The organism is Arthrobacter sp. OV608 (genome assembly GCA_900110595.1).
Taxonomy (GTDB): domain Bacteria; phylum Actinomycetota; class Actinomycetes; order Actinomycetales; family Micrococcaceae; genus Arthrobacter.
This window is the reverse complement of sequence record FOEZ01000053.1, coordinates 1-3,330: the sequence shown is the minus strand read 5'-3', so window position 1 is coordinate 3,330 and position 3,330 is coordinate 1. Positions and strand designations below refer to the sequence as shown.

Below are 3,330 nucleotides of genomic sequence, written 5' to 3'. Positions count from 1 at the left end.
AGCTGATCGGGCGGCCTCCCCAGACTGTCGGTGTCCACTGCTTTTCGTTCTGCGGTATCGCGTAGTACTCCGCGGCCGGTGTCTGCTTGACGTTGGAGTTCATCGCGGCGCGGCAGCGCGTTGTGTTCGACCAGTAGGCCACGGACGCATTCGCGGGTGAGCGATGCGTATTTCCCCGGCATACGACTGACGATGCCGTGCCGGCATGCAGCCGGGCGTTCACATGGACCCGACGACTTGGTCGACACCGAGTTCGCCTAGGGTTCAACGCGCTGGCTGCCGGAGCTGAGGGACTCGACGGCGTTCAAGGTCGCCTATGCCTACGGGCTGCATCGGCGTGAACTGGTGATGCTTGAGTACGTCGATTTCGGCCTCAACCCGCACGTTGAATGACCCTCAGCGTTGACAGCCAGACCCTTCTCCGAGCTGCGCCGGTCCGCCAGGAATTCGTCCACGTGATGCGCCGACCAGGTCGACGGATACTCGTTGGCGTGCTCCAGGAACAGCTGGACCGTCCTGCACGAGCCCTTGATGTACGACGTCGACAGTCCCCAGTCGCGGCCCCTCCGCATGGTTTACGAGCCAGGGCTTAGGCTTCCTGGAAGCACCAAATTCCTCCTAGGCGTGAACATTGCAGGCACTATTCCCATCTCGTGTATACCGGCCCATGCCAGCTCGTCTCGGCGGTCATTAGCCGAAGAAGCGCGCATCTGTTGCGGGTTCCGGTCGGCTTCCAGCCGTGTATGGAGCAGGCACATGGTATGCAGTGCGTGGAGCGCCCAAGTCGGAGAAAGTTCTGATGATAAGACTTGGTGTAGTGTTTTCAGGCAGCGAAGTACATTAATCAGCCGGTCGTGGCTGCTCGGCGCTGGCGACCGCCTTGATCCAGTCCACTACCTCGTCAGGAGGTTGGCTGCCGGCCACTGAATCAACAGCCGGCCAGGAAGCGGCGCCGGTAACCGCCCTGCTGTCCGCGATGACCGGTGGCGTCGGCGTCTCGCCATTGTGCTCCATAAGCCAGGCGCGCGTTTGCGTACTGACCCGTGGCCACTACTCGGAGACGTCCATCAACAAAGTGTTCCACTGAAGGACCCCTGTGCACACCGCTTCTCGACCCGTTGCCGCCGCGATGCAGTTAAAGGCAGGCATCCATGTCTTGACCGGCGGCAGCAGGCGGAGTGTCAGAAAGAGGCCTGCGCAAGAAGTGTACTGCTGAGGACAAATGATCCGTGCAGGCGGCGCCTGGGTGAAGATCCAGGAGCAGGACCAGGCACACTGGGACCATTCAGACGAAAGTGACGGAATATCCATTATCGCTCTTTAGGGGACGGGGGATACGCCGAAAAGGGATTCTTTTAGCTGCCGATGCGGGGTTCTCTCCGCTCCTGCTCCTTGGCCTTCGTTGACCCCTGCGGGCAGCAGAGGGAGGTTGACATGGTCAAAGCGCAGTCCTATCCTCGCTGAATACGCATTCACACCTTTTTCTGACTGCGTTCCGTTTTAGCCAAAGTCCGATGTGAATGCGCATTCCCAGCATCCTGGATTCCCTAGCGAAGGAGCTTGTGTGAACACGCCTTCCCCAACTGCTGTAACAGTTTCCCCCGAGGTTCAACTTCGCCGTGCACGTGTGCCTCCGCAGCGGCACTAATCTGTGGAACTCCGGCATTCGGGTAGAACCTCGGCCTCACGAATCAAAGTCGGATACAGGGGTGTATGTCATCTAAAGATTGCGCAGCTGGCTGCCACTGCATACCAACTCTGCAGCTGTGTCATCTTTCAACGGTTCCTAGTTTGTGGGCTGCATCACATAGCTAGATACTTAGCCGCTATTTCAATTCCAACAATAACTTCATTCATTGATGATCGAATCGCCGTCTCCTAATTCCCCACTGTAAGGTCTTCCGTGTACTTCTCCCCGCGCCGGGCTCTCCCGGTTGCTGCCTTGTTGGCCGCTGTCCTCACCCCGCACGCCCTGATCGCTCCGGCGGCACATGCCGTCGTCACGCCCACTACCGCCGCGGTCCAAGGCATCCAGGCCTCTGGCACACAGTCCCCTTCACTGGGGCGGAAGTCACCAGCATCTCTGGCCGGTGGACCGTCAACTGGACCACTCATTCCGGTATCCCGGTGAACGTCTCCCTTTCCACGGATGGCGGCACTACCTGGTCCTCTGTAGCCCACAGCGTCTCTATCGGCTCCTTCAGCAACCCTGCCCAGAATGGCGTCCGCCCTTGGTTCCGCCTGAGCGCCCGTGGTGGTGCACCGTTGGACGTCACCCCCCGGGCGCTCGGCCTGGCAAGCGTTTCAAACCTCCGGGATGTCGGAGGCTACCGCACTCGAAGCGGCCAGTGGGTCCGCATGGGAGTCATGTACCGCAGTAACGCCCTTGCCACCTCGGAGTCCCCCAGCGACCGAGCGGTCGTCGCATCCCTTGGGCTGGGCCAGGTGTACGACCTTCGCCAACCGTTCGAAATCAAGAACGTCCCGGATGTGGTCCCCGAAGGAGTTCAGTACCAAAACCTCAAGGTTGCCGATTCCTTCACTTTTCCGGAGGCCCCCACTACTCCTACCGAGGCACGGATGTATATGGAGGACTTAGAGCGACAGATGGTTAACAGCGCTTCCGGCAAGGCCTCCTTTGCGGCCCTCCTCAACGGCCTGGCGACCAGCGAGGGCGCTCAGCTCTGGCACTGCACTGCCGGGAAGGACCGCACCGGCTGGGGCGCCGCTGTTGTCCTCACCCTGCTCGGTGTGGACCCTGACACCGTCATGAAGGACTATCTGCTCTCCAACGATTACTACTACAACAGCCCAGAAGTCCAAGCCCTGCTCGCCAGTTTCCCGGCAACTGAGCGCGAGGTAACCGCCCAGATCCATCTGGTGCACCCCTCATACCTCCAGGCCGGTCTCGACGAAGTAAAGGCCAAATACGGCACTATGGAGAACTACGTCATTGATGGCCTCGGCATCAGCCCGAATACCGTGAAAGCCCTCAAGCAACGCATGCTCACGAAGGGCGTCAACTGATCCTGCCTTCTCGAGGGCCCCGTCCTGAACTTCGCTAGGCCCTGCAAGAATTCCAGATCAAATGGCGGATATCGAAGGATTCGGGTCGCTGATGGAAAACCCTGAATGAAAACGGCCTAAAAATTTGCCGGGATACGCTCTAAGGCCGCATAGACAATGAACGGAACAGTCTGCAACTGCCGTGAACGTCATAACGCCGGGGGCTAGGTGTACTAAGTCAGGACGTTGGTTACATCGTGAATAGGTGAAGACCTCTTAGGTTGGTGGTTACCACACACAGCCAACGACTAAGAGGTCTTCATG

The 3,330-nt window shown here is 59.2% G+C and carries 1 protein-coding gene; it reads left to right on the top strand.

The window, feature by feature from the left end:
- The first annotated feature begins 2,127 nt into the window (after positions 1-2,127).
- Positions 2,128-3,027: a tyrosine-protein phosphatase gene (locus BMX78_RS22505; RefSeq protein ID WP_170850934.1), complete on the top strand. Its 900-nt coding sequence runs from the start codon at positions 2,128-2,130 to the stop codon at positions 3,025-3,027.
- Positions 3,028-3,330 lie beyond the last annotated feature (303 nt).